This is a genomic window from Candidatus Dormiibacter sp., assembly GCF_050999135.1.
In the GTDB taxonomy this organism is placed as follows: domain Bacteria; phylum Chloroflexota; class Dormibacteria; order Dormibacterales; family Dormibacteraceae; genus Dormiibacter; species Dormiibacter spiritus.
Window position 1 is genome coordinate 1 of the sequence record NZ_JBPCPN010000009.1, and the last position, 6209, is coordinate 6209.

The window sequence follows — 6209 nt, forward strand, 5'->3', positions numbered from 1 at the left end:
AGCGACACCACCAAGCCGTCATCGCGCTGGCGCGGCGACGCGTCGACGTGCTCTGGGCCATGCTCAGGGACCGGGAGCCTTTCCAGAAGCCGTACCTGCCCCTGGCCTCTTGACAAACGCATTAGGCGGCCACCTGTGCCGGTGACGCCCAGGCGATGCCGTCCCAATTGGCAAACCTAAATCCGGCGAGCCCTGGACACCGCTCGTAAACCTCGCGCCGGTGTCCGAGCGTGACGACGACCACGAGGAGCACATCGTCGTTGACTCTGTAGATGATGCGGCAGTCACCGACCCGAACGCGGAGACCGGGCGTCGATGTCCACCCGACCAGATGTCCGGTCATCATGGCGGGTGGATGGGACTTGTTTTCGAGTGCAGGCGCTGAGTCCTGAGCAAATCCCGGGGCCCGAATCCTCGATCGGGGCCGCGGGCGGCCAGGATCGTCGTGCCAGCCTCCGGCTGATACTCATCCTGGGAGCGCTCAGCGCCTTCGGTCCGCTCTCTCTCGACCTCTACCTGCCCGCGTTGCCGGCACTTGCCCACGACCTGGACGCGACCGCCGCCCAGGCGCAGCTGACCATCACCTCATGTCTGGTCGGACTGGCCGCCGGCCAGCTTGTCGCCGGTTCCCTGAGCGATTCGCGCGGGAGGCGGCGGCCCCTGATGATCGGCCTGGTCGCATACACCGCCACCTCGCTTCTCTGCGCGCTCGCGCCCTCGATAGGTGTGTTCATTTTCATCCGTCTCCTTCAAGGCGCGGCCGGGGCCGCCGGGATCGTGATCTCCCGGGCGGTCGCTCGCGACCTCTTCTCAGGGTTTGCGCTGGCGCGGTTCTACGCGCTTCTCATGCTGGTCAACGGACTCGCGCCAATCCTCGCCCCAGTGCTGGGAGGTCAATTGCTCAGGTTCGGTTCCTGGCGCTTGGGCTTCGTAGCGTTGACCGTGCTCGGAATGGCGCTCGTCGCGGTGGGCGGCCTCGGCCTGAAGGAAACCCTTCCGGTCGCCAGGCGGCGCGCTGGCGGCCTGAAAGAGAGCCTGGCGGTCTTCCGCAACCTCTTGACCGACGCGAGTTTCGTCGGCTGGGCAGTCGCCAGCGGTCTGGCCATTGGCGCCATGTTCGTCTACATCGCTGCTTCGCCGTTCGTCCTGGAGACTGTGTATGGAGTCTCACCGCAGGGCTTCAGCCTGCTGTTCGCGCTCAACGCACTGGGCATCGTGGCCGCGGGTCAGGCCAGCGCCAGATTGGTCCAGCGTCTTGGTCAGCTCCGGCTGCTGGTCCTGGGGCTGGCCGGTGGCCTCGCTGGAGGACTTGGCCTGCTCCTGGCTGTGCTCGCCGGGGCGGGGCTGGTGGCGGTGGTCTCGGCGCTCTTCCTGGTCGTCGCCACTGTGGGCCTGGTCCTACCCAATGCAACTGCGCTGGCGCTGTCGAATCAGGGAAGGGTGGCAGGAAGCGCTTCGGCCCTGCTCGGGCTCGTTCAATTCGCCATCGGCGCCGTGGTGGCTCCACTGGCCGGCGCCGCTGGCATTAGACCGGCCCTGACGATGGCGCTGCTGATTGTGGCGCTTCGCCTCGGGGCCGTTTTTGCGCTGCTGATCGCCGTCAGGCGTCGCCCACAACCTGTGCAGGAGCCTGCCAATTAGTCTGTCCAATCCCCGAGTAGTTGAGGCGCTCCTGGGTGGAGTCGTCCTCCCCCCGCGGCTGCGGGGGGAGGCAGGTGGGGGGCCTCCGAGCCGAATGGACTCAGAGCGTCGGCAATGGTCTCAATCACACCTTCGATGTTCTCATCAATTTCCGCCACCCAGAACCTCAGCACCCGAAAGCCCATCTCGCCCAGCCAGTGATCTCGCCTCGCGTCATAGCCGAGCTGATCGCCGTGGTGGTCGCCATCGACTTCGAGCACAAGCCTTGCCTCCAAGCAGGCAAAGTCGGCGAAGTAGGGCCAAGCGGAACCTGGCGGCGGAATTTGAGTCCCAGCAGCTGCCGGCTGTCCAGGCGGTACCAGAGCCGCCCTTCGGTCTTGGACATCTCTCGCCGCAGCACCTGGGCGCGCTGATCCCGAGCAGCTCGATGGAGACGGGTGTGACGATCCATGGACGCAAGCTCTCACCATTGCCCGGCCGCCGCAAGTCAGGCCGTTAACGCCCCCTCCCAACCTCCCCCCGCGGCGCGGGGGGAGGACGACTCCACCAAGGAGCGCCTCCACCACTCGGGATCGAACAAGTTAGTGCCAGTGAGCTACACCGTCAGCACCTTCTCCTCGCACCCTGACATTCCCGATGCGCGACCGTTTGCTAGCATGTGCCCGAATCGCTCGACCGAAGCTGCCGAGCACACCAGTGGCGATCGCCTTACATGGAGGTCTGCGTAGTGGATCAGTTGGTCAATGAGGTAAGTCAGCGCACTGGGTTGGACGAGGCGACTTCGCGCCAGGCAGTCCAGGTTGTGATCGGCTACCTGAAGGGCCGGTTGCCCGAACCCTTCGGCGGCATGCTCGAGCAGTTCATCGGTGGCGGCCAGCCGGGCCAGACGCCCGACCTCGGCAGCCTGTTCGGCGGAGGGCACTGAGCGCCCCAACGTCGTCCGAAACCGCTGAGGGCAGAAGCCTGACGGCCCCTCCCCCTTGAACCGGCTGTCTTAGCGAAGCCCCACTGGCGCAGCGGCAGCCGGCTGGGCTGCCGACTCGTCGGCAGCGTCCACGGCGCCGCGGAACTGCGCGGAGTAGAGCCTGAAGTAGGCGCCGCGGGCGGCCAGCAGCTCCTCATGGGTCCCGCGCTCGACTATGCGCCCGGCTTCCATCATCAGGATGAGCTCGGCGTCGCGGATGGTTGAGAGCCGGTGGGCGATGACGAAGCTGGTGCGATCGGAGCGTAGGGCCGCCATTGCCCGCTGCACCAGCAGCTCGGTGCGCGTGTCGACCGAGCTGGTGGCCTCATCCAGGATCAGCAGCGACGGGTCGGCCAGGAAAGCGCGGGCGATGGTCAGCAGCTGCTTCTCGCCGGCGCTGACGTTGCTGCCCTCCTCGTCGATGACTGTGTCGTAGCCGTCGGGCAGGCTCTGCACGAAGCGGTCGACGAACGTGGCTCGCGCCGCCGCCAGGATCTCCTCCTCGCTGGCGGCGGGGTTGCCATAGGCGATGTTGTCGCGGATGGTCCCCCCGAAAAGCCAGGTGTCCTGCAGCACCATGCCAATCTGGGAACGGAGGTCCTCTCGCCGCATGGCGGTGATGTCGACGCCGTCCAGGGTGATCCGCCCCGCGTCCACTTCGTAGAACCGCAGGATGAGGTTGACCAGGGTGGTCTTGCCGGCGCCGGTCGGGCCGACGATCGCCACCGTGTGTCCTGGTTCCGCGACCAATGACAGGTCCTCGATCAGTGGCTGCTCAGGGTGGTAACGGAAGGAGACCCGCTCGAACTCCACTCGACCGCGGCTGGCAACCGGAATCACCGGCTGGACGGGGTCAGCGTCCTGCTCGGGAGCGTCCAGCAGCTCGAAGACTCGCTCGGCTGACGCCACCCCAGACTGGAGGAGGTTGGCCATCGAGGCGACCTGCGTAAGCGGTTGGGTGAACTGCCGGGAATACTGGATGAACGCCTGGACGTCGCCCAGGCTCATGGCTCCAGTGGCCACCCTGACGCCGCCGATGACGGCGATCGCCACGTAGTTCAGGTTGCCTATGAACATCATCGCGGGCATGATGATCCCCGAGACGAACTGAGCGCCGAAGCTGGCCTCGAAGAGCTGATCGTTGCGCTCGCGGAAAACCTGCTCGACCTCACGGCGGCGCCCAAACACTGTGACCAGCTCGTGGCCTGTGAACGCCTCTTCGATGTGGGCATTAAGCGAGCCGGTGTTGGCCCACTGGGCCACGAACAGTTTTTGCGAGCGCTTGGCGACCTGACTGGCGACGAGGATTGACAGCGGCACTGTTACCAGGGCAATCACAGCCAGCAGCGGTGAGACGACCACCATCATCACCAGCACGCCGATCACAGTCAGCACCGAACTCAGCAGCTGGCTGATGGTCTGCTGGAGCGACTGCGACACGTTGTCGATGTCGTTGGTGACCCGGCTCAGCAGCTCGCCCCGCGGCTGCTGGTCGAAGAACTGGAGCGGAAGCCGGTTCAGCTTGTCTTCAACCTCCGCCCGCAGCCGGAAGATCGTGCGCTGGACCACCCCGTTGAGCAGGTAACCCTGCATCCAGCTGAAGATCGCTGAGCCCACGTAGAGCGCCAGCGCCCAGGCCAGCACGGTGCGGAGCGCCGAGAAGTCGATCCCCTGTCCTGGGACCACGTGCATCCGCGCCAGCATGTCAGCCACATTCCCCTTGCCCGACCCACGGGCAGCCGCAACCGCCTGAGCGGTGCTGGTCCCCGGCGGCAGCTGCTTCCCGATGACGCCGCTGAAGATGATGTCAGTCGCCCGCCCAAGAACCTTGGGCCCGATGACAACCAGCACCACGCTCGTCACACCCAGTGCGATGACCGCCAGGAGCTTCGGGCCTTCTGGTCGCAGGCGCCCCAGCAAGCGGCGTACCGACGGCCCAAAGCTCATAGGCTTCTCCGCCGGCAGGCCGGGTCCACCCCAGGGGCCGCCGCCGAAGCCACGGCGTACGGGCGGCCGGGTGCGTTCGGTCATTGTCGGCATCGGCGCCGGTTTCGTCACCGAGCGATCGCTCATGCGGCCGGCTCCGCCGCCGCCTGCGACTGGACGATCTCGAGATAGGTCGGGCAGCTCTCCAGCAGCTCTTCGTGGCTGCCCAGCCCGACGATCCTGCCGCCCTCCAGAACGATGATCTGATCGGCATCGGCGATGGTCGACACCCGCTGGCCGACGATGACCACAGTGGCATTCGCCGTTTGGGGCCGCAGCGCTGCCCGCAGCCGGCCGTCCGTGGCGAGGTCCAGCGCTGAGAACGAGTCGTCAAAGAGGTAGATCTCAGGCTTCCGCACCAGCGCCCGCGCGATCGACAGCCGCTGACGCTGGCCGCCGGAAACGTTGGTGCCGCCCTGGGTGATGGCTGCCTCCAGGCGGCCTGGCATGGCCTCGACGAAGTCGCGGGCCTGGGCGACCTGGAGGGCCTCCCACAGCTCCTCGTCGCTCGCCTGCGGGTTGCCATAGCGCAGATTGCTGGCCACTGTGCCGCTGAACAGATAGGGCCTCTGAGGCACCAGACCGATCCGGCTCCAGAGCAGGTCGGGATCGAGCTCCCGGACGCTCACACCGTCGATCAAGACTGTGCCGGCAGTGGTGTCGAACAGGCGTGCCACGAGCGAGACCAGCGTCGTCTTTCCCGCCCCTGTGCTGCCGATGATGGCGGTGGTCTGCCCGGCGGCTGCTTGAAACGAGATGTCGCACAGCACAGGCGTTGTCGCACCGGGGTATCTGAACTCGATGTTCCGCAGCTCCAGCTCGGCGCGGGTGTGCACCTGGCGGACAGGCCGGCGCGGCGGCACGACCGTGGACTCGGTCCTGAGCACCTCACCTATGCGCTCTGCACAGACTGATGCGCGCGGGATCATGATCGCCATAAAGGTCGCCATCATCACCGACATCAGGATCAGCGTCAGATAGGTTAGGAAGGCTGTGAGCGCGCCGATCTGCATCTGACCGTTCTCGACCCGGCCGGCGCCAAACCAGAGCACAGCGACGCTGGAGGCGTTGAGGATCAGCATCACTGTCGGGAAGATGAGGGCCATCAGCCGCCCGGCGCGGAGAGCGGTCCTGGTCAGTGCCGCGTTGGCTTCGGCGAACCTCCGAGCCTCGTCCTGCTCACGGACGAACGCGCGCACCACACGAATGCCCGAGAGCTGCTCGCGCAGCACCCGGTTGATGTCGTCGATGCGGGCCTGCATGGCGCGGAACTGGGGCACCATCCTGGACACGATGAGCCCGATTGACGCAATCAAGACGGGGATGCTGACCAGCATCAGCCAGGACAGTCCCGCGTCCTGGCGGAGCGCCATGATGATGCCGCCGACGCACATGATCGGAGCCGCGACCAGCATCGTGCAGGAGAGCACGACCAGCATCTGCACCTGCTGCACGTCGTTGGTGATGCGGGTGATCAACGACGGCGCGCCGAACGTGCCCACTTCCCGCGCCGAGTACCCCGTGACGCGATGGAACAGGGAGCCGCGCAGGTCACGCGCGAACCCCATCGCCACCCGGGCGCCGAACCACACCGCGGCGATCTGAAAGGCACCCTGGA

General features: G+C 66.4%; 6 protein-coding genes and 1 pseudogene. 2 read left to right on the top strand and 5 right to left on the bottom strand.

Translation table 11 applies throughout. The annotated features are described in order from the left end of the window. Positions 1–121: 121 nt before the first annotated feature. Entirely contained in the window at positions 122–412 is a 291-nt protein-coding gene (locus tag ACR2MZ_RS02280; protein ID WP_434003463.1) for a type II toxin-antitoxin system RelE family toxin, read from the bottom strand. Here ACR2MZ_RS02280 and ACR2MZ_RS02285 point away from each other — a divergent pair. Next, a complete protein-coding gene (locus ACR2MZ_RS02285) occupies positions 373–1641 on the top strand; it encodes a multidrug effflux MFS transporter (RefSeq protein WP_434003459.1) in 1269 nt (422 codons plus the stop codon). The two genes, ACR2MZ_RS02280 and ACR2MZ_RS02285, sit on opposite strands and share 40 nt — an antisense overlap. Here the strand turns inward: ACR2MZ_RS02285 and ACR2MZ_RS02290 are convergent. Continuing rightward, positions 1638–2003, bottom strand: a complete 366-nt coding sequence (locus tag ACR2MZ_RS02290) for an endonuclease domain-containing protein (RefSeq protein ID WP_434003464.1) — start codon at positions 2001–2003, stop codon at positions 1638–1640. The genes ACR2MZ_RS02285 and ACR2MZ_RS02290 overlap by 4 nt on opposite strands. Further along, a pseudogene (locus tag ACR2MZ_RS02295) lies at positions 1952–2092 on the bottom strand (DUF559 domain-containing protein); the annotation flags it as partial. The pseudogene ACR2MZ_RS02295 and the gene ACR2MZ_RS02290, both read right to left, overlap by 52 nt. Before the next feature lie 276 nt (positions 2093–2368). Between ACR2MZ_RS02295 and ACR2MZ_RS02300 the strand changes: the two are divergent. Beyond that, positions 2369–2566: a hypothetical protein gene (locus ACR2MZ_RS02300; RefSeq protein ID WP_434003460.1), complete on the top strand. Its 198-nt coding sequence runs from the start codon at positions 2369–2371 to the stop codon at positions 2564–2566. Between the two features lie 69 nt (positions 2567–2635). Here the strand turns inward: ACR2MZ_RS02300 and ACR2MZ_RS02305 are convergent, their stop codons facing one another. Further along, on the bottom strand, positions 2636–4678 hold the full coding sequence (locus tag ACR2MZ_RS02305; protein ID WP_434003461.1) for an ABC transporter ATP-binding protein: 2043 nt from the start codon (positions 4676–4678) through the stop codon (positions 2636–2638). Then, positions 4675–6209, bottom strand: a 1535-nt coding sequence (locus tag ACR2MZ_RS02310) for an ABC transporter ATP-binding protein (protein WP_434003462.1), incomplete at its 5' end; no start/stop codon positions are given. The genes ACR2MZ_RS02305 and ACR2MZ_RS02310, both read right to left, overlap by 4 nt.